Origin of the sequence: Pseudomonas marginalis (genome assembly GCF_024169655.1) — a bacterium.
Classification (GTDB): Bacteria; Pseudomonadota; Gammaproteobacteria; order Pseudomonadales; family Pseudomonadaceae; genus Aquipseudomonas; species Aquipseudomonas paraveronii.
This window is the reverse complement of record NZ_JALJWV010000001.1, coordinates 5,635,865-5,660,813: the sequence shown is the minus strand read 5'-3', so window position 1 is coordinate 5,660,813 and position 24,949 is coordinate 5,635,865. Positions and strand designations below refer to the sequence as shown.

General features: G+C 54.7%; 17 protein-coding genes and 1 tRNA gene. 5 read left to right on the top strand and 13 right to left on the bottom strand.

What is annotated here, in order from left to right; genetic code table 11:
• The first annotated feature begins 50 nt into the window (after window positions 1-50).
• From J2Y83_RS26200 to J2Y83_RS26180, 5 genes are read left to right on the top strand one after another with little or no spacing between them, the layout of a single operon-like run.
• Window positions 51-2,183, top strand: coding sequence for a type I restriction-modification system subunit M (locus J2Y83_RS26200; RefSeq protein WP_253399704.1), 2,133 nt, complete (start codon window positions 51-53; stop codon window positions 2,181-2,183).
• Complete coding sequence (locus J2Y83_RS29720; protein ID WP_253399702.1) at window positions 2,180-3,454, top strand: restriction endonuclease subunit S; 1,275 nt, start codon at window positions 2,180-2,182, stop codon at window positions 3,452-3,454. The genes J2Y83_RS26200 and J2Y83_RS29720 overlap by 4 nt, the downstream gene beginning before the upstream one ends.
• Entirely contained in the window at window positions 3,451-4,764 is a 1,314-nt protein-coding gene (locus J2Y83_RS26190) for an AAA family ATPase (RefSeq protein ID WP_253399700.1), read from the top strand. Before J2Y83_RS29720 ends, J2Y83_RS26190 begins: the two co-directional genes overlap by 4 nt.
• Window positions 4,765-5,412 carry a retron system putative HNH endonuclease gene (locus tag J2Y83_RS26185; protein WP_301295054.1) on the top strand — a complete coding sequence of 216 codons (648 nt, stop codon included), beginning with the start codon at window positions 4,765-4,767 and terminating at the stop codon, window positions 5,410-5,412.
• Complete coding sequence (locus J2Y83_RS26180; protein WP_253399696.1) at window positions 5,409-8,432, top strand: type I restriction endonuclease subunit R; 3,024 nt, start codon at window positions 5,409-5,411, stop codon at window positions 8,430-8,432. The genes J2Y83_RS26185 and J2Y83_RS26180 overlap by 4 nt, the downstream gene beginning before the upstream one ends.
• A 21-nt stretch (window positions 8,433-8,453) precedes the next feature.
• Here J2Y83_RS26180 and J2Y83_RS26175 read toward each other — a convergent pair whose 3' ends face one another.
• From J2Y83_RS26175 to dnaG, 13 genes are all read right to left on the bottom strand, one after another.
• Complete coding sequence (locus J2Y83_RS26175) at window positions 8,454-9,377, bottom strand: restriction endonuclease (RefSeq protein ID WP_253399694.1); 924 nt, start codon at window positions 9,375-9,377, stop codon at window positions 8,454-8,456.
• Window positions 9,378-9,513: 136 nt separating this feature from the next.
• Window positions 9,514-10,056 (bottom strand): plasmid mobilization relaxosome protein MobC, encoded by a 543-nt coding sequence (locus tag J2Y83_RS26170; protein WP_253399692.1) that lies wholly within the window; start codon window positions 10,054-10,056, stop codon window positions 9,514-9,516.
• Window positions 10,057-10,473: 417 nt separating this feature from the next.
• The gene (locus J2Y83_RS26165) at window positions 10,474-10,731 is read right to left on the bottom strand and encodes an antitoxin VbhA family protein (RefSeq protein WP_253399690.1); all 258 of its coding nucleotides are present in this window, start codon (window positions 10,729-10,731) and stop codon (window positions 10,474-10,476) included.
• A gap of 1,181 nt (window positions 10,732-11,912) precedes the next feature.
• A complete protein-coding gene (locus tag J2Y83_RS26160; protein ID WP_253399688.1) occupies window positions 11,913-12,989 on the bottom strand; it encodes a type IV secretion system protein in 1,077 nt (358 codons plus the stop codon).
• 1 nt (window position 12,990) lies between these two features.
• Window positions 12,991-13,263: an EexN family lipoprotein gene (locus tag J2Y83_RS26155; RefSeq protein WP_253399686.1), complete on the bottom strand. Its 273-nt coding sequence runs from the start codon at window positions 13,261-13,263 to the stop codon at window positions 12,991-12,993.
• Window positions 13,260-13,634, bottom strand: a complete 375-nt coding sequence (locus J2Y83_RS26150) for a hypothetical protein (RefSeq protein ID WP_253399684.1) — start codon at window positions 13,632-13,634, stop codon at window positions 13,260-13,262. Before J2Y83_RS26150 ends, J2Y83_RS26155 begins: the two co-directional genes overlap by 4 nt.
• 420 nt (window positions 13,635-14,054) lie before the next feature.
• Complete coding sequence (locus tag J2Y83_RS26145) at window positions 14,055-14,309, bottom strand: hypothetical protein (RefSeq protein ID WP_253399682.1); 255 nt, start codon at window positions 14,307-14,309, stop codon at window positions 14,055-14,057.
• Between the two features lie 41 nt (window positions 14,310-14,350).
• Window positions 14,351-15,247 carry a hypothetical protein gene (locus J2Y83_RS26140; protein WP_253399680.1) on the bottom strand — a complete coding sequence of 299 codons (897 nt, stop codon included), beginning with the start codon at window positions 15,245-15,247 and terminating at the stop codon, window positions 14,351-14,353.
• Window positions 15,248-15,803: 556 nt separating this feature from the next.
• Window positions 15,804-16,859 carry a site-specific integrase gene (locus J2Y83_RS26130; protein ID WP_253399678.1) on the bottom strand — a complete coding sequence of 352 codons (1,056 nt, stop codon included), beginning with the start codon at window positions 16,857-16,859 and terminating at the stop codon, window positions 15,804-15,806.
• 125 nt (window positions 16,860-16,984) lie between these two features.
• A tRNA-Ile gene (locus J2Y83_RS26125) sits at window positions 16,985-17,061 on the bottom strand.
• 15 nt (window positions 17,062-17,076) lie between these two features.
• Window positions 17,077-20,820 carry an EAL domain-containing protein gene (locus tag J2Y83_RS26120; RefSeq protein WP_253399676.1) on the bottom strand — a complete coding sequence of 1,248 codons (3,744 nt, stop codon included), beginning with the start codon at window positions 20,818-20,820 and terminating at the stop codon, window positions 17,077-17,079.
• A gap of 135 nt (window positions 20,821-20,955) precedes the next feature.
• Window positions 20,956-22,806 carry an RNA polymerase sigma factor RpoD gene (rpoD, locus tag J2Y83_RS26115; RefSeq protein ID WP_253399674.1) on the bottom strand — a complete coding sequence of 617 codons (1,851 nt, stop codon included), beginning with the start codon at window positions 22,804-22,806 and terminating at the stop codon, window positions 20,956-20,958.
• A 67-nt stretch (window positions 22,807-22,873) separates the two neighbouring features.
• Window positions 22,874-24,844 (bottom strand): DNA primase, encoded by a 1,971-nt coding sequence (gene dnaG / locus J2Y83_RS26110; protein ID WP_253399672.1) that lies wholly within the window; start codon window positions 24,842-24,844, stop codon window positions 22,874-22,876.
• Window positions 24,845-24,949: the final 105 nt, after the last annotated feature.

The window sequence follows — 24,949 nt, the reverse complement described above, 5'->3', positions numbered from 1 at the left end:
TGGCTCGTTGACCTAGTGTGGCTGAAATAATCTCAGCGGCAAGGATAGTAATGGCTCCTCAAAATTTTCAGCAGCTCTCCAACTTCATCTGGTCTGTGGCGGACCTTCTTCGCGGGCCCTATCGCCCCCCCCAGTATGAGCGAGTCATGCTACCGCTGACCGTTCTGCGGCGCTTTGATGCAGTATTAGCTCCAACGAAAGGCGAGGTGCTGAAACGCCACGCGGAGCTGGTTGATAGGAAGATCGTCAATATCGATGCGATCCTAAACAACCTAGCAAAGGATGAAGACGGTAAGCCTCTTGGCTTCCACAACCATAGCCCGCTGGACTTTCAGAAGCTTAAGGGCGACCCGGACCACATTGGTCGCCACCTGACTGACTATATAAATGGCTTTTCAGAGAATATCCGCAAGATCTTCGAGCGTTTCGAGTTTGACAAGGAGATCGAAAAGCTAGAAGAGTCCAACCGTCTGTATCAGGTGGTTACCCAGTTTGCTGAGATCGATCTGCACCCTCGCAAAGTGGACAACATCACCATGGGCTTGGTGTTTGAAGAGCTCATCCGCCGTTTCAACGAAGCCGCAAACGAAACTGCTGGCGATCACTTCACCCCGCGTGAAGTGATCCAACTCATGGTAAACCTGCTGTTGGAGCCCGATACTCAAGTGCTCACCCAGCAAGGTGTCATCGTCACTATCTGCGATCCCGCTTGTGGAACCGGTGGCATGCTTGCCGAAGCGCAGAACTGGATTCGCGCGCACAACGAACAAGCTACCGTAAAAGTATTTGGTCAGGACTATAACCCTCGCTCGTATGCCGTGGCAGCTTCCGATCTGCTTATCAAGGGCCATAAGGACGGCCAAGTCGCGTTGGGAAACACTATCACTGAGGACCCGTTCCCAGATCACCAGTTCGACTACTTGCTAGCCAATCCGCCTTTCGGCGTGGACTGGAAGGCAGAAAAGAAAATTATCGACCACTGGCCAAACTTCCGCGGCTACGAGGGTAAGCTGCCGCGCATCAACGATGGTGCTCTGTTGTTCCTGCTATACATGATGAGCAAGTTCCAAGATTACGAGCCCGACAACCGTGAAAAGCCTGGCTCGCGTGCCGCAGTAGTTTTCAACGGCTCACCGCTGTTCAACGGTGGTGCAGGCAGTGGTGAGAGCGAGATTCGCCGTTGGATCATCGAGCGCGATCAGCTTGAAGCTGTCGTAGCCTTACCAGAGCAGATGTTCTACAACACTGGCATCGGCACCTTTATTTGGATCGTTACGAACCGCAAAGCCGCGCATCGAAAAGGTAAAATTCAGCTCATCGACGCCCGCGATCGCTTTACACCCATGAAACGCAGCCTGGGCGACAAACGCCGCTACATGGACCAGGCAGCCCTTGATGCCGTCACCCGTGAACACGGAGCATTAGAAAGCAGCAATACCAGTAGTGTATTTGACAATACCGACTTTGGTTATCGCCGCATCAGTGTTCATCGCCCATTACGCCTGTGTTTCCAGATCACCGAAGGCGCGCGCGAGCGTTTCCTCAATATCTGCCCAGAGCTGTTTGACGCACTCCAGTTGGTAGAAGACGGGCTGAGTTACGAGCTGCAGATGGACTGGAATAGCGTTTGGGAGGAGGTGCAACAGATCTTTAAGACTCTGCCCTCTAACATCGAAGGTTGGGCAAAAGGGGCGAAAGGCACGGCACAGAAAAAAATATTCCGCGAGTGCTTCACCACAGTGGATCCGGAGGCCGCCCCGGTTATTGCAAAGCGTCATAAGATTGAGCCTTTGGATCGTTCAACCCTATTTCCGGGTCAGCTCTTACCTTCTGGCCTCGACAATGATGTGCTCTACACCCTGCTTGGTTTCTACGCAGATGGCAGCGGTAAGTACATCGAGTATGAGTCTGATCCTGCGTTGAAGGATTCCGAGAACGTTCCGCTTAAGGAAGACATTGCGAGCTATTTGCTGCGCGAAGTATGCCCTTATGTGACGGATGCCTGGGTCGATCGAGAAACGACAGATGAAAAGGACAGCGGTATCGGCAAAGTCGGTTATGAAATCAACTTCAATCGCTTGTTTTTCCAATACCGTGCACCGCGACCGCTGCACGAGATTGATGCTGAGCTTGCCAATGTTGAACAGCGGATTCTGGACTTGCTGCGGGAGGTAACGGTGTGACGCTCACGATACCCGCCGGCGACGAAACGCGTCGTCTTCGATTTCTGTTCGAAACCAAGTCGGGAGCAACGCCTTCGAGTGGCGTAGACGAGTATTGGAATGGAGACATCAACTGGGTTACACCAGAGGATCTTGGTAAACTTTCTGATCGATATGTCCGGGAAACTAGGCGGCAAATCACCGAGGACGGTTACAAAAGCTGCGGTGTTAGCCTAGCTTACCCGGGGGCGATTGTGCTCTCGAAGCGGGCGCCCATAGGACAAACTGCGCTTCTTTCTGTGCCGTCCACCTGCAATCAGGGTTGCTTCCTGTTGGCCAAGCTAGGTGGTGTAGAAGAGCGTTTTTACTACTACGCGTTGATTCACTTGCGACCTGCTTTGGAAGCTTTGGGGCGCGGCTCTACATTTATGGAGCTTTCGGCTGACGATCTACGTTCGGTACGAATGCCGTTTCCTAGCCAGCCCAGTCAATGCATTATTGCCGACTATCTTGACCGAGAAACAACTCGCATCGATGGACTCATTGCTGAAAAAGTACGCATGCTTTCGCTGTTGGAGGACAAGCGATCCGGCCTTATTAGTCGCCTCGTCACTTGCGGCCTCGACCCCAACGCCCCGCTCAAACGCTCAGGCCTGAAATGGCTGGACGAGACACCTTCACATTGGGAGGTTTGTCAGCTTAAGCGAACCTGGGCCTCCAGCGCCTATGGATTATCAGAGAGCATTCGCGACGAAGGGGATGTTGCGGTGTTGCGCATGAGCTGCATCGTCGATGGCCGAATTGATGTCACAAAGGCTGGCATGATCACCGAGGTCGATAGTCATTTGTTGCTTCGGCAAGATGATCTTCTTTTCAACCGCACGAACAGTCTGGATCAGATAGCGAAAGTCGGGCTTGTGGATTTCGCTCCCGAAGAACCGTTGACCTTTGCATCTTATCTAGTGCGTATTCGCGTAAATCATCGTGTAACTCCACAATATTTGGTGGCGCTATTGAATGCTTCGGTTTTCTTGGAATTCGCCCGTAAGAATGCAATTCCCGCGATTGGCCAAGCGAACTTGAGCCCTACGCGATATGGGGAAATTCAGATTCCTCTGCCTCCAAGAGATGAACAGGAAGAGATTGTCGCTTTCCTTGCAACTGATGCCGTAACGTCAACGCCTATCCGAGAGCAAATCAGAAAATCCATCGATTTGCTGAAGGAGCGTCGCTCCGCTTTGATTACTGCCGCCGTTACGGGCCAGATTTCACTGGAGGGTATGCGTAGATGAAGCTGGAAACCATCACCCTTGCAAACTGTGGCGGCTTCGAACAGCTCGACATTGATTTCGAGCAGGACGTGACGCTGATTGCTGGTGTCAATGGTGTTGGCAAGTCCACGATCTTGCATGCGTTGGCCGTATTGCTATCGAGAGCGCTTCCCGAGTTCACTCCATCACGCTCTGCACCGCTTCACTTTACCAATGACGATATTTATGGGGACAAGGTTTCGTTGGAGGTATCCGCTCGTATCCAAGTGGGCGGACAAACAATCAACTGCGGGGTACAGCGATTACGCACGGCCGAGGATAAAGGTGATCGATTTATGCTCTTGCACCATGCGGCAGCTACTACCGCCCAGACTGATTTCGCCCTTGCGCTGGGTGCTCGAACACTTACCGGCGAATTAGAGGCTGGAATGAGGGAGACTCTGGCTACGCTTGTGAGCCTCAAGAGCACTCCTCGTCCGCCGTTGGCCGTGTATTTCTCGCCGAAGCGCCAATTGCCTGGCCAACCGCGCAGCCTTCCAGAAGCCAAGCCTTTTGATCCTTCCTTTGCTTACGTTCGTGCGTTGCAAGATCGAGAAGTGGAGCTGCGTGAGTTCATGCATTGGTTTCGTACTCAAGAGAAGTTGGGTTCCGACGGTGATCCGCGCCGTCTCAGAGTACTTGACGCTTTGCGAGGCGTAGTCACGGAATTAGTGCCCGAGTTCAGTAATCTGCGTATTCAGGAGCAGCCACGACTAGGCTTTGTTGTCGAAAAACGCGGTAAGCCCTTTTATCTGCACCAGCTCTCAGATGGTGAGCGTGGGTTGCTTGCCCTCGTGTTCGACCTCACTCGCCGCTTGGCTATTGCCAATCCGGATAGCGATAACCCGATTGCCGAAGGCGTGGCTTTGGTGCTAATTGATGAGATTGAATTGCACCTACACCCGAAGTGGCAGCGCGATGTGCTGCAACGCCTTCGCGATACCTTCAAAGCCTGCCAGTTTGTGTTGACAACCCACTCGCCGCTAGTGTTGGGTGAGGTGCCGGCTCGCTGCGTTCGCTTCTTGGAGCTCGTTGATGGCAGGGTAGGTGTGACCGTTCCTTCCGAAGCTTACGGCATGGATGCCAACCGCATCTTGCAGGAGTTTATGGGGGCTCCCGTGCGTAATCGACAGGTGGAGAATGAGCTGAAAATGCTCTTTGAACTTATCGACCAGGAAAACTTTGAAAGTGCCCGTGCTGCAATTGTAGCCCTTGAACGTAAATTGGGTGAGGACGAACCTGAGTTGACTCGAGCTGGCTCGTTGATCCGCTTTCTGGAGGGCTCCGAGTAAATGCGGACGATTCAGAAAGGGGCGGGGCCCCGATCGTTACTTGAGTATCGCAAGACGGCAGACGCCCACTACGACGGGTACCAGGATAAGCAAGAGGTGCGCGACAAGCTAGTTCTTGAACAGCGTGGACTTTGCTGCTATTGCCAATCGCGTATCCGGGCAAATTCAGCGGGGATGAAAATTGAACATTGGCAGAGCCAGAGCGCCAACAAGTATCCGGAACGCCAACTTGACTACGCTAATATGCTCGGCGCTTGTTTCGGTGGCCAGAAAAATGGCGAAAAAAGCCCAAGAGACAAGCACCACTGTGACACCCTAAAAGGTGATGTTGATCTCCACTTTTGCCTGACTGACAGAGAGCACCCCGTGGAAAGGCATCTTCACTTTCTGGGAGATGGTCGAATTCAATCCAGCATTGCTGAGGTCCAGAGTGATATTGATGACGTCTTGGGACTGAATCTTACCCGTCTAAAAGAGAATAGAAAATCTGTGCTCAAGGCATTCCAGGAACGCCTCGTCAGCGGTAAGCCGTTGGACATTTCCAAAGAACTTCCCAAATGGGACGGCACGCAAGCGGGTGAGTTGCCAGAGTTCGCACAGGTTATTGTCTACTGGCTAAAGAAGAGACAATCGAGGAAATCCGCATGAGACGCACCAGCGAAACCGCTTTTGAATCCGCTATTGAAGCGGTTCTGCTGGGCGATGGTTATACGCGGGTTGACGCGAAGGGCTTCGACCGTCAACACGCAATTTTTCCTGATGAGGCGCTGGCATTTATCCGTGCCACCCAATCCAAAGTTTGGGAAAAGTTGGAGGTGATCCACTGCGAACGCACGGGCGCGCGGGTGTTGGAATCGCTATGCAAATGGCTAGATACCCACGGCACTTTGGCCACTTTGCGCCATGGGTTCAAGTGCTTTGGTAAGACGCTACGTATCGCTTTCTTTCGCCCTGCGCACGGCCTAAATCCGGAGCTAGAAGCGCGCTACCAAGCCAATCGCCTGGGGCTTACCCGGCAACTGCGTTTCAGCCCGCGCTCGGAAAAGTCGTTGGACGTGGTCCTGTCGGTTAACGGCATTCCGGTGGTTACGCTTGAGCTTAAGAACCCGCTCAGCGGACAAACTGTCGCTAACGCTATCCACCAGTACCGGCATGACCGCGACCCGCGCGAGCCGATCTTTGTTTTTTCCAAACGTACTCAAGTGCATTTCGCGGTCGATACCGAAGAGGTGCACATGACCACGCGGCTGGCCGGTTCGGCGACTTACTTTCTGCCCTTCAATCGAGGCATGGGCGGGGGGGGGGGTAACTCCCCAGACCGGGAAGGGCGTAATTATAAAACGGCCTATCTCTGGGAAGAGGTGCTGCAGCGCCACAGTTTGCTCGATCTCTTGGCGCGCTTCCTACATCTCGATATACAGGAGAAGGTGTCAGATGACGGCAAGAAGGTGCGCAAGGAAAGTCTGATTTTTCCGCGTTATCACCAATTGCAAGTGGTACGCCAGATCGTAACCACCGCCGTCAACGAAGGAGTTGGGCATAACTATCTGATCGAGCATTCGGCAGGCAGTGGAAAGAGCAACACCATCGCTTGGCTTGCACATCGCTTGTCCAGCTTGCATAACGAGAAAGACGAACGTCTTTTTGATAGCGTGGTAGTTATAACCGATCGCGTGGTGCTGGATCGCCAGTTGCAGAACACCATTTACCAGTTCGACCATCGTCAGGGAGTAGTGCTGAAAGTCGATGGGGACTCGCGCCAGCTAGCCGAGGCGCTGGAAGACGGTGTTCCGATAATTATCACCACGTTGCAAAAGTTTCCATTTGTCTCCGGTCAGTTGGCTAAGCTGAACGAGGAGCGTGGTAAAGGTGAAAAAAGCCACCTACCCACGCGAAAATACGCAGTGATCATCGATGAGGCCCACAGCTCCCAATCTGGTGAGACGGCCACAGAGCTGAAGGGAGTGCTAGGCGGTGCAGAGCTGCGTAGGAAGGCGCAGGAAATGGCCGAGGAGGAAGGCGAAGTCGAACTAGAGCATCTGTTTCGCTCTATGGCCAAACGCGGTCAGCAGCCAAACATGAGTTTCTTTGCTTTCACAGCAACGCCCAAGCACAAAACCCTGGCGATCTTCGGCCGCAATGGTGAGTCTTTTCATCGTTACACGATGCGGCAGGCAATTGAGGAAGGCTTCATTGAGGATGTGCTCAAGAACTATGTTACCTACAAGACTTATTACAAACTGATAAAAAAGGCTGAGGAAGACCCCCGCGTCGAACGCAAGAACGCGGCTAAGGCATTAGCGCGTTTCATGCGCCTGCACCCGCACAACATCGGCCAGAAGACCGAGGTGATGGTGGAGCACTTTCAACGGTTCACCAGTCACAAGATAGGCGGGCATGCCAAGGCAATGGTGGTGACAGGATCACGTTTGGAAGCTGTTCGATACAAGCAGGAGTTCGACCGTTACATCAAAGAAAAAGGCTACCCCATCAAGAGTCTTGTGGCGTTCTCCGGAGCGGTGGAAGACAACAAAGTCACAGAGAAAACTTATCGTGAGGTCGAGATGAACGACGGCCTCAAGGAAAAGGATCTGCCGGAGACGTTTGCTAAGCCAGACTTTCGTGTGTTGCTCGTGGCTGAAAAGTACCAGACTGGCTTCGACCAGCCACTTCTGCACACCATGTATGTGGACAAGCGACTGGCGGGAATTCAGGCAGTACAAACTCTTTCCCGTCTGAATCGTACGCACCCGCTCAAGGACGATACTTTCGTGCTGGACTTTGTCAATGAGCCCGGAGAAATCCAGGAAGCCTTTCGACAGTATTACGAAGGCTCGGTGATGGGCGAACAGGTTGATGCCGACAAACTCTATGAGGTCAAAGCTGAGCTCGATGCTTCTGGGATTTATCTGCAGGCTGAAGTTGCGGAGTTCTCAAGTATCTTCTTCGCTCCAAAGCGTCGACAGAGCCCTGGCGATCACAAGGCCATGAACTCAATATTGGATCAGGCAGTGGCACGCTTCTCGCTGCTACAAAATAGTGAGGAGGACGAGGCTGAGTTGTTGCGTGGGAAGCTGCAGGCCTTCCGCAATCTGTACAGCTTTTTGAGCCAGGTGATTCCATACCAAGACAGCGATCTTGAAAAGCTGTTCACTTACATACGTCACTTGGCGCTTAAGCTACCTAAGCGTAAGAGTGGGCCGGGTTACCAGTTCGATGAGGACGTAGAGTTAGATTACTACCGGCTGCAGAAAATCAGCGAAGGTTCGATCAGTCTGAGCGAGGGTTACGCGAAGCCGATTGATGGACCTCGTGAAGTAGGGAGCGGTATTGTGAGGGAGGAGAGCGTAGCTCTTTCAAGGTTAATTGACGTTATTAATGAGAGATTCGGTGGCGAATTAAATGATGCAGATCAGCTGTTTTTTGACCAGATAGCTGAAATTGCAATTAAAAACGAATTTCTTGGCCAAGCGGCATCCGTTAATTCGTTAGAGAAATTTCAGCTTGTTTTCAACCAAGTGCTTGAGTCTTTCTTCATCGAGCGAATGGATTTAAATGAAGAAATTTTTACTGATTATATGAGTAAGCCTGAATTGCGAACCTTGGTCTCGAAGTGGTTAGGCGCAGATGTCTATCACAGGCTATCTAGGCCAGGAAATGATCAGTAGTATTTGGTAACAGTATCCTCTTTATGCCTCGTCGTCGAAGTAGTCGCTGTCTAGCTTCGGAAGTCTCAGCAAACGTGAAGAAACTCCGACTTCATGATCCATCATCAGGTGAACGAGCTTAGTTCCATCCACCAGTACGATACCGTCGACTGAGCTCGCGAAGCCGATGGCTTGTGCAGTAAAGCCGGAAGTGGTGATGAATACACCTCGTTTGGCCTTTTGCCCTGCCAGTGCACCGTAAAACGCTTGTAGGTCTGGTCGACCGACGGTATTTTGCCAGCGTTTCGCCTGCACATAGACCTTCTCCAGGCCAAGCTTGTCCAGCGAGATTATCCCGTCGATACCACCATCGCCAGAGCCGCCCACACGCTGTAGGTCATTGCGGCTGGCACCGTAACCAAGGCGATGCAGCACATCTAGGACTATCACCTCAAAACGCCCAGGGGAGACCTGTAGCAGGTTATCCAGAAGGTCAACGGCAACTGCGTCCCGTAATTCCTTGAGTGCTTGTTCAAGACGGTCGTCTGGGCTCGTTGTCGCTGATAGTGGTGAGGGATTGGCTTGTAGCTCTACATCCAGGGGGATGGCGTCGGTTGGTGTTCTGAGCTTCACGTCCATGAACCCAATAGCAAGACGTTCGACTTTCTCTTGCGGTAGTGGGGCCGGATTTTCCAATGAATAAGCGATGCCCGCTTCGGTGAGTTTCCAGTAGCCTCGTTTGGCGCTGCTGGAAAGACCTGCACGCTTTAAGCGATCATGAGCCCAACCGGAGCGATTCTTATAGGTGGCCTGGCCGCTATTGATCAATTCCAGACGTTGTGCTTCGCTCAGTTGCAACGCATCTGCAGCAGCTTCATGTGCGTCACGCGCCGATGCGCCCCCAGGTTGATCAGCAAGGAATCGCAGAATTGGCTCAATAAATTGATCATATGTGGGTACTGACATTGAGAACTCTTAGGTGTGTAAGCGGCCTGATTGTCCAACAGCCAGGAGGAAAATAGACGAGCCAGCAACTCGCCTATATAGCCTTTTCCCCACAGTATGCACAAGGAAGTTGCACTAGAGATGATCTCGTGTAGCGTCACTCAAGATCCCACCGTTCAAGGCTGGCCCGGATAGCGGTACTCACGACATGCGTATGTCTGTCGATGATTGCGCATAACCCCTTGATCAATTCTGCCTGAATAGGATCGGGGTCACCTTCATTCAGCTTTCTCGCGATCTGATTCAAATTTCGACCTATAGCAAGCAACTGGTAATTGGATTCGCCCAATGCCTCGATTTCGCTCATGCCGAACTGCGCTTCATTTGTCAGTCCGGCCCGAATTGCGTCGATGATCCATCGACGCTGTGAGCATCGTTCGACCTCGGCGCGTTCTGTAAGAGCCGCCTTTTCGGATGGTGTCAGCAGGATCTCAAAGCGAACCTTTGGCTCTTTATCTGGGATTGGCTTTGTTTGCTGATAGGTTTTCGGCTCTGTCAGTGCGTTCGCGCTTTCAAGCTGCCTTTCAATCGCTTCCTTGAGCGCCGCGCCGGGCTTCTTTCCAATTGACGCGCAGTAGTCAGCCCATGGCTTTTTCAGTGACCCCAGGTACACATTCAGGTACGGATTTTCTTTCCCCAAGGCGGCATTCCAAAGCAATCAGCGGTAATACAGTGAGAGTTTTTTTCAAAAGTACGCGCGTATTTTACCGGCGTTTTGCCTATCCTGCACTAGTGCTACACCGTCTTTCAAGTTTGTTCATGAACAAGGAAAAATCGTAGTGGAGGTGGCGTTGTGTAATACAGCTTTCCGGCGAAAGCCTATCCTGCACTAGGTCTCATATCCCCCAAACATTTGTTCATGAACAAGCTTTCCTTGATGCAGTGTGTCGGGTAGCTGGGATAGAGCGAAGGCTGGCGTAGTGGGTGTCACACTCCCGGCGAAAGCCTATCCTGCACTAGATCTCTATGCGCTCGAGTCCTTGTTCATGAACAAGCTTTTCCAGTCCGATGCGCGCTCCAGCAATGAAAGTCTGGGCATATGTGTGGAAGTCACTCACTAGGCGTTTTCTTTCCGCGAGGTGGCTACAAATTCCTCCAGATCAATCTCACCGCTGATGTAACGCTCGCCGAGGCGTTTCATACCATCTGTGATTTCAAATGCAGACAGGTTTGCTGAGGCATTGGCAAAGGCGACGGCCTCCCTTCGCTTATTCCGCTCAGCCTCCGAGAGTTGGGATACCTTGGGGTGGTCAACTCCGGCTGAAATCTCAATGTTGCTTTGATGTTGCGCGGTTTTTTGGTCGCCTGAAGTCATAGTGGTTCCTGATGATTTTTAAGAATTCCTGATCATTTAAAGGATAGCGGTTTGAGGCAGTGTCAGATGTGCGCGATCTTGGCTGGCCCCGTAAGAGCGCGAAAGCTCGCATGTGTGAAAGTACCAAGGTTTTTGCTGGATGTGGTGTCAAGGGCGGCACCGGAGGCCGCATGCGGAGCGGAGCCGAAGGCGAGCACCGAACGGGTGAGGATGACGGGCGTAGCCGCACCCTTGACTCCACAGGAAGCGTCAGCCTATCGCAAGGGGTAGGTCAAGGGCTCCGCCCGCCGTACCTGTCCCGCAGCCAGTCCGGCAAGTTCGGACACGGGATGCAACCGAAGGGGTTGCCCAAGCAGAGCGCGGAGCTTTAAGACCGGTGTTCAAACATTTCCATCGCTTGGATTATTGATCGGTGCAAGCGTCTTCTCCAATGCCGTACTTGGGAGAACCTCGGTTAGACTAGTGGTTCTTCAAGGAAGCTTTTCAAAGGAGTGAATCGGTGCAAACCAACCAAACCGTCAGTTGCCCACATTGCATGAACAACGTTCCATGGGGCGCCTCAGTTTGTAGAGGCTGTCATGCTGAAATTTCCTATGGCACCCCTCGGGCAAGTATCGTCGTTTTCATTATCGTTTCGGTGACAGCAGGCTGGTATGCGGCGAAGCTCGTTCACGATCACCTGTCTACCAATTCGACAGTGTTGTGGGTTGTTTTCGGGATTGTCTTCGCACTGGTAGGCGTTCTGTCCATAAAGATCTGTAAGCGCCTTTATACCGGCAGGACCTGGTTTCGACGGATCTACCGGACCAAGTGACCATCCGTCCCGGGATGGTTTTGCACGTATGAGTCATCAAGACAAGAACGCTGAAATTGTCTTGTTTTTGCTATTAGTTCATTAGATTCATAGTGTTAACGTTCTTCCATATCCCATCCCCCCGCCCTTCCCGCAATCGGGAAGGGAGCGAGTCGCCCTCTGTCGTCAAGGGTGCAGGGGAGGCCTCCGGCCTTGATCCCCTACACCCATGCCGTGAGCGTTGGTCGCTCCTGCCGCGTCAAGGGGCCGAGTCCTCGTCGCTCCGCTCCTGCGGGCCGCACCAACCCCTTGACCCGTCATCCGCTTGCTGAAAGTACTCAGAAAAAGACCCCGTTGAAACGAGGTCTGATCAGTCGTGAGTCACGAGCTACTGATTTACTTTGCCTCCAGTAGCACTTCCCCAGTTTTTGCCCATGTTCTGCATGACGTGTTGTCGGTACGCTGGATTCCAGGCTGTATTCCCAGCGGCGAGGTGGTTCAATCGTCCAGCTGTGACCATCTGGCCCGACTGCATGTCACGGCGCGTTGACTGCCTGTTGAGGCCCTTGGTGATTGGTGCCATGGCGCCGTTTGCGATTCCGCGCAAGGTCAGTGCCGCACTCGATATACCTCCTGCAAGGCCTCCTGCAACGCCATGGGCTTGATACATCATGTAGAGCACGACGATGGTTGTAACCAGTAGCTCCAGGAACGTTGCGATTGGGTAATCGGCTGGGTTTGCCAATATGCCGGCAGTTATCGAGGAAAAGTATTTGATCCCAAAGCTGAGAACCGTACTAACCAGCGCAGTTTGCATGATGTAAGTGATGACCTGGGCAAACCAGCTATCGAACCACTTGGACGTGAACTGTCCAAACAGCAGCATCATGATGAAGACTGGTCCGATTCCGAGCATGATCGACAGCATGCCTTTTGCGACAATAATCATAGCTCCTGCCGGAACTGCGATGAGCAGCGTAGCGGCATAGACGATCAGGGCGTTCAGCCCATCCCACATAATCATTCCGATTTCGTAGGAGTGGCGTTGCCCCATTTTCGACAACATGTCTGCACCTATCTGCCAGCCGTCCGACATTGCCTTGTCGATGACTTGGAAAACCGAGTCTGAGGTTGATGGATCACTCGTCGCTGTAAAGGCGGCAGTGACTCCTGTTTCAAGCCCCCTCAATGCCTCTACTACCCACGACATGTAGGTGTCGGCGTGCATGGCCAGCCCGCTGATGAGCAGGAATTTTCCGCAGGTTTTGAGAAAGTGAGAGGCAGACTGCTCAATCGTTCCCGTGATCATCATGTAGCCGACCATCGTCAAATATAGCGTCCCGCCTATCGTCACGGTGAGCGTGAAATCCTCAATCACTCGGCTCGAAGTGATGCTGATGAACGTATGGAGGGTTTGATCCATTGACCCTCCGATCCATTCAAATATTCCTGTTTTGGTCGCCATTCTATTTTCCCTGAGAAGAGAAATTCATAGGTTCACGGTGCTTGTACTCGCGGTTCTCAAGCACCAATGCGTTTGCGGCGGTTTTCGCGTTGATGCAGTTCGGCGTCAGAGCAAGCTCGCCAGGATTTGCCTTACACCTTTCCAGAACCTTAAGTCTTTCAGGTGCGTTTGCTTTGTACCAATCAACCGTTTGCACGGGCTCTTGTTTGCCGCAGCCTGAGAGGGTAGCGGTGACGATCATTAGGACCGCGGGTGTAGTCAGGAGGGATTTCATTTTTCGTCCTTGGATTGAATGACGTTGAGGGTCCGTTCAGCGTGGATTGGTTTCGTGTGGACGCGCGCGCGGTAGCCTAATTCAGTGGATTCGATAATTTGAAGCGCGGCGATGGTGCGTAGAACGCTTTCCTTTGTGCCTGCCCAGCTTCCGGCAAGTCGATCAAGAGTGTTATGCAGGACGGCAACTGAAGCACCTAGGCTACCAGCTGCCAAGATGACGCCCAGTAGGGGAGGCATAGGTACTGATTGTCTAGGAAGGGTTATGCCAAGCCAGTCGATGAGCGCCATCGAGATAGGTACCAGTGCGAGGACTGCCGCCATGATGTCGCGCTTTAGCAGCATTGGTGCGCGTCGGGAGAGTTCACGCATGAAGCCCATCCTATCAGCGCATATCCAAAATCTACGGATGGATATGATCAAGAATGCGCTCAGGACGAGCATGGGTAAGTAAGCATATGAAATCATGGTGTTCCTCCTCGGATTATGGGCGAACGCAGAGCTGTCTCTCCAGCCGTCCGGCGACTCTTTTTATCGAGCTACTGTTCCCGCCAGTCAGGGCTTGTTTAAGGCCCGTATCCAGTACGCCTTTGCGGCGCTCTTGGGATGTGGTCTATATGGCGCGTCTTTCCGCTGCTTGTCCGGTGGCTCTTTCTATCGAGCTACTATTTCCACCTGTCAGGGACTTTCTTTTCAGCCCCAGCACCCAGTACGGCAAAGCGTCCTTAGGGTATAGAATTAGCTGCGATCACTTTTTGTATTCATGGCTGTAAAGCAGTTGTTAGGGGTTCTTTAGTACCAAGATTTTGTGTTTACAATGATTTTTTCGGAGATGTAGGGAATGTTTGCAAGTTCATCAAGGGCCATTTCAATTGTTCTGAAGCAATAGGGGCGGTGCTGGTCGTCCGTTACTGCATGCTCGGCTATACCATCTGAAACTACTAGCGAAAACCCTTTTGAATAATGGGCATGCAGGATTACGTGGACGTCACCAACTCGTTCCAAATTATCGCAATAGTTTTCAAGCTCTTTGAATAGTACTGGCATTTTTAATCTCCTAGTCAGGTAACGATATTTAGCAGGGCTGATCACGTATTTTGATTTTGAAGGCTGCTCGCATACACGTTTTCGACGTGTTGAAGCTGTGCTCTCTCTCGCCTAATTCCGATAGCTGCTGGGGTAAGTTTAAATAGGCCTTGTTCGTATTTTTTAATAACCCCTATAAGCCACTGGATTGGGCTGCGCTCAATCTTGCTGTGGATTAATGCGGCTTCCATTTCGTCGAGTATGTCTTGTGCATCGCTAAATAAAATGCCTTCCAGATGCTTCTCGATTTGTGAACGTTCAACCTCCTTTAATTTTGCCGGAAATTTAAGCAGGTTGTTTTCTGCAGTTGCGCGTTTGTTAGTTGTTGTAGAGTTAATTTTAGAGATATTGTTACTGTTATCCCTCGGGGTGTCGATAAGGGGACGATAGGGTATCGATACCCTATCGGTAGGGTGTTGATCCGGTGGCTCCCTGTCTTGCGGCGAGAACTCGTCAGTCAGTATCTTTCCAGGGTTTCTGCTGTCTTTTGGATCCTGGTATTCCTGAAGCTGTATCAAGAGGTCATCTAGATATTCACTGATCCAATTGCTCGGCATCTCTCGAATCTGTTTAATGGTTTTCTTGTAAAGCATCGGCCCCATGGCTACCTTCGGGTGATGGTGCTCCCACCAGATACGAACCCATACAAAGCCCGTTTCGGTGTCATATTTTATGAATCCAGAGTCTGCTAGGCGTCTTAATACGGGCAAAAATTGCGACTCCGTATCCCAGCCAATTTCTGCGGCGGCAATTCGGGGAATTATGGAGTAGCTTCCAGTTATGTTGCTTTTCGGACATGTCAGAAGATAGAACAGTGCGAAGCGATCTTCGATTGTACAGCTGGACATTCGAGGTGAACTCCAGAAGGCTTGATCATTGATGGTGCGTTGTCGGCCCATTAGAAATTTGTCCCTGTGTCAGCCTGTCAACGCACATCGCTGGAAGACGGTACTTCTAACTCCAGTGCGAGTGTCACTTGTTGAGTGCGAAAATAGATGCGGCGGCCTATACGTACCATCGTTGGTTTTAGCTTTCTTGATAGCTCCGTGTCGGAGTACAGAGACACTCTCAGACCATCGACGGATCGTCCTAAGAGTTCGGCGAGGTCCACCAAGCGCATGAGAGTGCCGAATTTTACTATGAGATAAGTTTCTGTGTTGATCATAGAGTTCACCTGTAGATTATGTGTCTTCTCAGAGTTGTGGAGGTAGTGGTATCGGGGAGAAGTTAGGTGATTATGAGCGTAAGTTATCTGTTGTCAAAGGCATGTAATAGCAGTGATGACCAAGGCGTATAGTTTTGGTGGCCGGCGTTAAATTCTTAGATATACCAAGATGGGGTGTTTTGGTTGGCTGTTAACTACAGCGCCCCCAATGATTTAGGGGGCGGCTGTAGTTGGTGGTGGGTTTTAGAAATTTTTTATTGGTTTTTTATCGAGCGCTGAGTGTTATTTGGCTATCTGGAAATTTTGTCTAGTTTTTCCACCAGATCTTCGGCCCTAAGATGCGTGTAGCGTTTAAGCATCTGCATCGACTTATGACCGCTGATGGCCGAAACCTCTTGATCAGATAACCCACCTTCGACAAGCCGACTCACTGCTTCGTGACGCAGGTCGTGAAACCTGAAATCAGGCAGATCCAGCTTCTTCTTCAGCTGACCCCAAATCTTGGTGAAGGTATACGGTCGACGCTTCCCGTCCTTTCCAGGCTCACCAAAAAACACCAGATTGCAGTCTATTGGCCGCACCGGGTTGTCCATCGCAGCTTTGAATACTTCTGTGGCGCGTTTGCTCAGTGGAACGGTTCGGGAACCGTCGTTCTTCGTATCTGAGAGACGTATGACACGCTTTGCCAGATCCACTTGGGGTCGTCGTAGGGATGAGATCTCAGACGAGCGCATACCCGTTTCCAGAGCGATGCAAACAATCCAGCCCAGCATAGGGTTGCTGTGTCGATTCACTGCCGCGAGCAGAAGGCGTTCTTCCTCCGGCGATAACCTTCGGTCACGACCATCCCCAGGGCTTGGCTTACGGATGTTCAGCACTGGGTTGAACGTCAGACCCAACCCCCACTCCTGAATTGCTACCGTGTACAGGTGGCTCAATAAGGCCAGTTCGAGGCGCACGGTGTTGTTGCTGATGGTCCCACCACGGCTGGGTTCGTTCAGGCGCTTGTCACGATAACTGGCGATGATTTCAGCGGAGAGGGCAGCCAGTGAGTATTTGCCCAGGTGCTCTATGAGCTTCTTGGCTTTCGAGGTTTCGCCACGCTGAGTGGTGGGCTTCTTGGTGGGGGTTATGTCGCTCAGGTAGCGCTTGAGTGCAGCCTCTAGCGTCATTTTCTCCGAGCCGCTACGCCGGATGTACACGCCACGCACCATTTCTTCTTCGGTACGCCTCGACCAGTCCTCCGCATCACGCTTTGTGCGGAAGGTTTTGGCGACAGTGGGCCAGCCATTTTTACGAATGAGTGCCTTCCAAGTGCCGGAAGGGGTTTTGACGAGAGTAGCCATGAGAGGGTGCTCCTAGGCAGCTGGCGAACCAGCACTGTACCTAAATTGTACCCTTGGACCATAGGACTGTATCTGCGATGGACCAGCCAGAAACGCGAAAGCCGCGCAATGCGCGGCTTTGGAGTTGGTGGGCCCACACGGACTTGAACCGTGGACCAAAGGATTATGAGTCCTCTGCTCTGACCAACTGAGCTATAGGCCCTTAACAGGTCGCGGATTATAGCGATGGTTTCTCCACTGTGCTATCCGAAAAATCCTGAACCTTCATACGAAGAAACGTCGTGGCAAAAAGCTCCGGTGGCAGGGGCAGGCTGACGATGTAGCCTTGCATCTGTTCGCAGCCTTCGGCGGCGAGGAAGGTTTGTTGTGCGGGGGTCTCCACGCCTTCGGCGATGATGGTGAATTGCATGCTGTGGCCCAGGGCAATGATGGCGCGCACGATCGCCACGTCGTGGGGGTCGTCGGGCAGGCCGCGGATGAAGGATTGGTCGATTTTCAGGAAGTCCAGCGGCAGGCGCTTGAGGTAGCTGAGGGATGAATAGCCGGTGCCGAAATCATCGATCGCCAGTTGTACGCCAAGGTGTTTGAGCTGGTGCAGCACGTCCAGCGCTTCTTCGGCCTGGCTCATGATGAAGTTTTCGGTGATCTCCAGTTGCAGGCAGCCCGGTTCGAGACGGTAGTCGCGCAGTAACTGTTCGATGCGTGACAGCAGGTTGGGCTGGCGCAGTTGTGCGCCGGCGAGGTTGACTGACAGCGGGCCGAAGTGCTCGAAGGCGGTTTGCCAGGCGTGCATTTGTTGGCAGGCCTGTTCCAGGACCCAATCGCCGATTTGCAGGATCATGCCGTTCTCTTCGGCCAGGGCGATGAAGTGTTCGGGCGGCACGTCGCCGAAGGTCGGGTGGTGCCAGCGGATCAGCGCTTCGGCGCCGATCAGTTGCTGGGTCTTCAGGCTCAGTTTGGGCTGGTAATACAGGCTCAACTCATTGCGCTCGATCGCCCGGCGCAGTTCGTGTTCGAGGGCCACGCGTTCTTTGGCCTGGGCGGTGAGGTCGCGGGTGTAGCCTTCCACGCGGTTGCGCCCCTTGGCTTTGGAACGGTACATCGCGGCGTCGGCGTTTTTGACCAGGGTGGCGACGTCCGTGCCGTCCTGGGGGTACAGGCTGGTGCCGATGCTGGCGCTGATAAAAAACTCGTGTTCGCCCGCCTGGAATGGCGGGGTGAAGCAGGCCAGCAGTTTATTGGCCAGGTACTGGGCGTCGCTGGCTTGTTGCAGGCCGGGCAGGAGGATGATGAATTCGTCGCCGCCCAGGCGGGCGACGGTGTCGATGTCGCGCAGTTGCTCCTTGAGGCGCACGGCGATGTTCTGGAGCAGCAGATCGCCAATGGGGTGGCCGAGGCTGTCGTTGATGTGTTTGAAGCGGTCCAGGTCGAGGAACAACACGGCGCCCTGGTGGCCGCTCTCCTGTTGATTGGTGAGCGCGGCCTGTAGCCGGTTTTCAAACAGGGTGCGGTTGGGCAGGCCGGTCAGCGGGTCGTGATGGGCCTGGTAGTCGAGGCGCGCCTGGGCGTGTTTCAGGCTGGAGATGTCGGCAAACACCGCGACGAAGTGCGTGATCGCCTGGTCGCGGTTGCGCACGGCGCTGATGGTCAGCCAACTGGGGTAGACCTCGCCGTTCTTGCGGCGGTTGGAGATCTCGCCTTGCCAATGCCCGTGAGTGGTCAACTGGTACCACATCGCGGCATAGAACGCGCTGTCATGCAGGCCGGAGGCGAGCAGGCGCGGGGTGTGGCCGAGGGCTTCGGCTTCGCTGTAGCCGGTGATCTCGCTGAAGGCGCGGTTCACGGCGCTGATGTTTTGCCGGGTGTCGGTGATCAACACACCTTCGGCGGTGCTTTCGAAGACGGTGGCGGCCTGTTGCAGTTTTTCCTGCATCTGTTGGCGCTCGGTGATATCCCGGGCGATGGTCAGCATGCAATCGTCATCGCCGATGGGCAGCGGGCTGCTGGACACCTCGCAGAGCCGAATCTGCCCGTCGCTGCGGCGGATATGGCAGATGAAGTCGCGGACAGACCCGTCGCGTTGCAGCAGCTCCAGCATGCGTTTACGTTCGTTGAGATCGACCCAGATGCCCAGGTCCAGGGTCGATTGGTCAAGGGAGGTTGCGGCGGGGAAGCCGGTAATACGGCTGAACCCCTCGTTGACTTCGATCAGCAGGCCGTCGCTCTGACGGCTCAGCAGTAAACCGTCGGGCGAGGCGTGGAAAGCCTTGGCGAATTTTTCTTCGGACGTTTGCAGTTGTTGCTGGGTTTCCTTGAGCTCGCTGATGTCCCGCACCACCACTACCAAGGCTTCGGTCGTGTCGAGCTGGAATGGCTCGGCGGAAATCAGCCCGGTAAAGGCTTGGCCGTTGCTGCGCAGGAAGGGCATTTCCAGGTTGCGGATGCTGGTGGTCTGCACCCGTTGCAGCAGGTCCGGGCCGATGCCCGGGATACCCCAGATATTCAGCTCGGTAGCGGTTTTGCCGATTACGTCCTCGGCCTTCAGGCCCACTTGGTCCTCAAACGCTTTGTTGACCTCCAGCAGGCAGCCATCGGACATCCGTGCGATCACCAGGATGTCGGGGCACTGTTGGAACACCGAGGCAAATTTTTGCTCGGACAACTGCAGCGCCTCTTCAGTGCGCTTGGCGTCGCTGATATCGATCATCAAGCCGCGCAGCACCGGTTCATGGCCGTGTTCGATCAGGCTGACAATGTCGCGTACCCACAGGCAGCGGCCGTCGGCGGTGATCACCCGGTAATCCACGCTGTGATCACGGTTGGCGCGGGTTTCGCGGTAGCAATAGGCTTCGGTACGCGTCAGGTCGGCGGGGTGAATGATGTTGCGCCAGAAGCCCGGAATCAGCCAATGGGCGCGGGGGTAACCGAGTAATTCTTCGGCATGCGGCGACACGTAGCTGTAGGTGAAGTCGGCAATGCTGGCCTCCCAGGCAATGGCGGACAGGCTTTCCACCAGGCCGCGATAGTGATATTCGCTGCTGCGCAACTCCTGCTCGAGGGCGACGCGCCGGGAAATTTCCGAACTGAGCCGACGATTGATCCTTATCACGATGACCAATACGGTGCTCAACAGCAGCACCGCGGGCAGGCCATACATCAGCAGATCCGTCCAGAACGTGTGGTGATCGGTGAGGCTGCCGACCCAGTGTTGCTGGATCGCTTGCGTTTCGTCCGGGCTGAGGTCGGCAAGGACCTTGTCCAGAATGCCCACCAGTATTTTGTTGTCACGAGGCACGCCCATTGCCAGTTGGTAGCGGTAGGGCGTTTCCCCGCTGACGTACAAGCCATCGAGCTTGAGCTGGCGCAGGCTCCACACGCTCGAAGCCAGGTCGCCGACCACCGCGTCCACTTCGTCAGTGGCCAGCGCTTGCAGGGTCGAACTCACATTTGGCATGGCCACCAGGTTGAGGTCGGGGTGGTGCGTGCGCAGCAATTCATGGGGCGCGTAGTTTTCCACCACGGCAATCTTGAGCCCGTAGAGGTCCTTCAGGTTGCGCGGTTGCGCACCGCCTTCATGGGCGAGGATGACGATGGGGAAGTCCAGGTATGGCCGCGTGAACGCCATATAAGCCTGGCGCTCGGGGGTGGACATGATGCCCGGCAGCAGGTCGAGCTGGTTATTGCGGGCCTGTTCGAGGACGGCGCTCCAGTTCACTGGCTCGATCAGCTTGATCCTGACGCCCAGGCGGTCCTGGATCAGGCGCACGTAATCCGCCGCCAAGCCTTGGTAGCGACCATTCTCGTCGCGGTATTCGAACGGGGGCCAGGAGGCATCCACCCCCAGGCGCAGCTCCTGATGGTCCGCCAACCAGCCACGCTCATCCTCCGTGAGAGTCAAGGCGCCAGCCGTTGCGGTCCAGGTCAGCAGCGACAGCAACAGCACAGTCGGCAATCTGGGCATAACGGTCTCGTTATGGCACGGGGAATGTTTCGAGTGTAGACGGGCATTGCGAGGGTGGGGAGTTGCGCGGTGGTGAATCTGTAGAAAGAAATCGGTAGAAAGCAAAACCCCCGGCCTGGGCCGGGGGTTCTGGGATCACTCGTCGAGGAAGGAGCGCAGATGCTCGCTTCGCGTCGGGTGGCGCAACTTGCGCAGCGCCTTGGCTTCGATCTGACGAATCCGCTCACGGGTCACGTCAAACTGTTTACCGACTTCCTCAAGGGTGTGGTCGGTATTCATGTCGATGCCAAAACGCATGCGCAGTACCTTGGCTTCACGGGCAGTGAGGCCGGACAGTACGTCGCGAGTCGCTTCTTTAAGGCTCTCAACGGTGGCGACATCGATTGGCGACTGCATCGTCGAGTCTTCGATGAAGTCACCCAGGTGGGAGTCTTCGTCATCACCGATCGGGGTTTCCATGGAGATCGGCTCTTTAGCGATCTTCAATACCTTGCGGATTTTATCCTCAGGCATTTCCATGCGTTCGCCCAGCTCTTCCGGGGTCGGTTCGCGACCCATTTCCTGCAACATCTGCCGGGAAATACGGTTGAGCTTGTTGATGGTCTCGATCATGTGCACCGGAATACGGATGGTGCGGGCCTGGTCGGCGATCGAGCGAGTGATCGCCTGACGAATCCACCAGGTGGCATAGGTCGAGAACTTGTAGCCGCGACGGTATTCGAACTTGTCCACAGCCTTCATCAAGCCGATGTTGCCTTCCTGGATCAGATCGAGGAATTGCAGGCCACGGTTGGTGTACTTCTTGGCGATGGAGATCACCAGACGCAAGTTCGCTTCAACCATCTCTTTCTTCGCGCGGCGGGCCTTGGCCTCACCGATCGACATGCGACGGTTGATGTCCTTGATCTCGGCAATCGTCAGACCGGTTTCGGTCTGAAGTGCGGTCAACTTGTGCTGGCAGCGGATGATATCGGGCTGCAGGCGACCAATGGCTTCAGCGTATTTCGCCTTGCCTTTGGCCAGTGCGTCGGTCCAGCTTTCGTCAACTTCGTTGCCCGGGAACTGGCGCAGGAAGTCAGTACGCGGCATGCGCGCATCACGAACGCAGAGCTGCATGATCGCCCGCTCTTGTGCGCGCAGACGCTCAAGGGCGCTGCGAACGCGTTCAACCAGGCCTTCGAATTGCTTCGGCACCAGCTTGATCGGCATGAACAGCTCAGCCAGCGCAACCAGCTCGGCAATTGCCAGCTTGTTGGAGCGACCGTGCTTTTTCAGAGCCTTGCGGGTGATTTCCATTTGATCGGAAACCGCGCCGAAACGCTGGGCAGCGATGATCGGGTCTGGACCGCTTTCGACTTCATCTTCGTCATCGGTGCTGGCTTCAGCGTCGTCCTCTTCGGCATCGTCGTCCGCTTTCACGGCTTTCGGGTCGACAGGCGGCGGCACTTCGGCAGCAGGTGGCGCAATGCCGTCGTCCGGGTCGATATAACCGCTCAGGACGTCGGACAGGCGGCCACCTTCGGTGGTGACGCGAGTGTACTCGGAGAGAATGTGGTCAACCGTGCCAGGGAAGTGCGCGATTGCGCCCATCACTTCACGGATACCCTCTTCAATACGCTTGGCGATTTCAATTTCGCCTTCGCGTGTCAGCAACTCGACGGTACCCATTTCACGCATATACATGCGCACAGGGTCAGTCGTGCGACCGATGTCGGTCTCCACCGCGGCCAACGCGGCAGCGGCTTCTTCAGCTGCTGCCTCGTCGGTATCGGAGTCGGCCAACATAAGGGCGTCCGCATCCGGAGCACTCTCGTGTACGGGGATCCCCATGTCATTAATCATGCGGATGATGTCTTCCACCTGCTCTGGATCTGAAATATCCTCAGGCAGGTGGTCGTTGACCTCTGCGTAAGTCAGATACTTCTGCTCACGACCCAGGGTGATCAACTCTTTGATACGAGACTGCTGTTGCGCTTTTCCGGACATAACACCCTATCCACTGAAGGTCTTGGCGGGCAAAAAACAAGCCGAGGATTATACCCGAGCTACGACCTCACGCGCCAGTTAAGGTCGGGTTTGATGCGGAAACATTCTGTTTTAAGAGGTCGCGCATCTGTTTTGCTATCTGAATTTGCTCTTCAGCCGATAATCCCGGCTGCCTCGCTCTCTTGATGAGTTCATCGAGGGTCTGCGTGTGCTGACCCGCAGATAACCTAGTAATGGTGTCTAAAAACTGTTGTTCAAGGTTATCGCCGTCAATTAGCCACTCCTTTTCCGCGAGTGCTTTCAACAAACGACCTTGTTCGGTGCCATGCCAGCGGGCCATCAGCTGGATGGAGTTTAGCTTAGGATTTTTCTGCACGGCCTCGATCAGTGCGATCAGTACCTGGGCATAGGTGTTGCTCTCGTTGGCAAAGTGCTCGGCACTCTCCACCTTGCCCGCCAATTGCGGATGGTGGATGAGCGTGCGCAGGGCAATCAGAGTAGGGGCTTCTACGGCCACCGGGGTGCGCGGGGCGTAGGCCTCGTCGCGATCACCACGTTTGCCGTTTTTGCTCCAGGGTTTCTTGTCCCATTTCTTGCCGCCGGCGCCGGGCTTTTTCGGTGTCCACTCCTGCTGGGGCGTGTAGGCCTCCTGCGGTTGGTGGAAGTCGGAATAGTCCGGCATGGCGTCGTAATCCATGCCTGGGTCGTAGGCCGGCGGTGCATCTTGCGGCGCGCTGTGGACCAGTTGGCTGACCGCTTCGCCGCTCAGTCCGGTGATTTCCAGCAGGCGCTGACGCATCAGGATGCGCAGGTTGGCGCCCGGCACTTTGTCGATCAGCGGCGCTGCGAGGGTGGCCATGTGCGCCTTGCCTTCGAGGGAGCGCGGGTCGGCTTCTTCGGTCAGTTGCTGGAAGAAATAGTCCGCCAGCGGTTGCGCGTGTTGATTGATGCGCGCGCGGAAGGCGTCGGTGCCTTCGGAGCGGACCAGGGTGTCCGGGTCTTCGCCTTCGGGCAGGAACAAAAAGCGTGCGCGGCGCCCGTCCTGCAGGCACGGCAGCGTGGCTTCGAGGGCGCGCCAGGCGGCGTTGCGGCCGGCCTGGTCGCCGTCGAAACAGAACAGCACGCTGGGCACTACACGGAACAGGCGCTTCAAGTGTTCTTCGCTGGTGGCGGTGCCCAGGGTCGCCACGGCATTGCGCAGGCCTTGCTGGGCGAGGGCGATCACGTCCATATAGCCTTCAACCACGATGATTTCGTCGAGGTTGCGGTTGTTCTTGCGCGCTTCGAACAGGCCGTAGAGTTCCTGGCCCTTGTGAAACACCGGGGTTTCCGGCGAGTTGAGGTACTTGGGCTTGTCGTCCCCGAGTACCCGGCCACCGAAGGCGATGATCCGGCCGCGGCTGTCGCGGATCGGGAACATCACGCGGTCGCGGAAGCGGTCGTAGCGTTTGCCGGTCTCGGCGTTTTCCACCAGCAGGCCGGCGTCGATCATGGCTTTTTGCTGGAGCGTGTCGCTGCTCAGGTGTTTGTACAGGTTGTCCCAGCCCGGCGGGGCGAAGCCCAGGCCGAAGTCGCGGGCGATTTCGCCGGTGAGGCCGCGACCCTTGAGGTAGTCGACGGCGGCCTTGCGCTGCGGATGGCTCTTGAGCGCCTGGCGATAAAAGTCGGCGGCGGCGGTCAGTAGTGGGTACAGCGGCGAATCGGTGGGTTGTCGCGGTTTGTGCGGACGGCCGCTTTCTTCGCGGGGGATTTCCATGCCGGCCGCTTTGGCCAGTTCCTCGACGGCCTGGGGGAAGTCCAGGTTGTCGTGGTCCATGATAAAGCCGAGGGCGTTGCCGCCCGCGCCGCAGCCGAAGCAGTAGTAGAACTGCTTGTCGGGGCTGACGCTGAACGACGGGGTCTTTTCCTTGTGAAACGGGCAGCAGGCGGTGTAGTTCTTGCCCGCCTTCTTCATTTGCAGGCGCGAGCTGACCACATCGACGATGTCGGTGCGGTTCAGAAGGTCGTCAATAAAGCTCTGGGGAATTAGCCCGGCCATGGCGTTCTCGTCATCACTGCGTGGGAATGAGGGCCCGTGAAGTGCTCAAGCGCACGTATCGTATGGCTCGACCATCAATCGTCTGCTTGGGCTGTCAGGAAGTGT